Annotated in this window: 1 protein-coding gene; it reads right to left on the reverse strand. The window is 70.0% G+C overall.

All coding sequences use genetic code 11. The features are described from left to right. Positions 1 to 280, reverse strand: a 280-nt coding sequence (locus L5849_RS15775) for a nucleoside-diphosphate sugar epimerase/dehydratase (RefSeq protein ID WP_236926312.1), incomplete at both ends; no start/stop codon positions are given.

Raw genomic sequence — 280 nt, forward strand, 5'->3', positions numbered from 1 at the left:
GGGTCGACCTGGCGAAGCTCGAAGACCGGGATCCCGCCCACGTGCTCGAGGACCATCCGGTTCGTCGCATCATCGAACAGACGCGGGACGATCGCCATCCCGAGCTCACGCTCCTGGCAGCGGTGTACGAGGCGTCGCAGGGTCACGTCGGGGTCGATCTGGAAGGCGAAGATGGCGTGCCGTGCCCCGGTCTCGTCGACGATGGCGTCGAAATCGTCGGGCGGGCCGAGCACCGGCGCCACCCTCTGGCGGAGCTCGTCGGCCGGCACCGGGTGGGCGT

The sequence above is a fragment of the Erythrobacter sp. SN021 genome, from assembly GCF_021864455.1.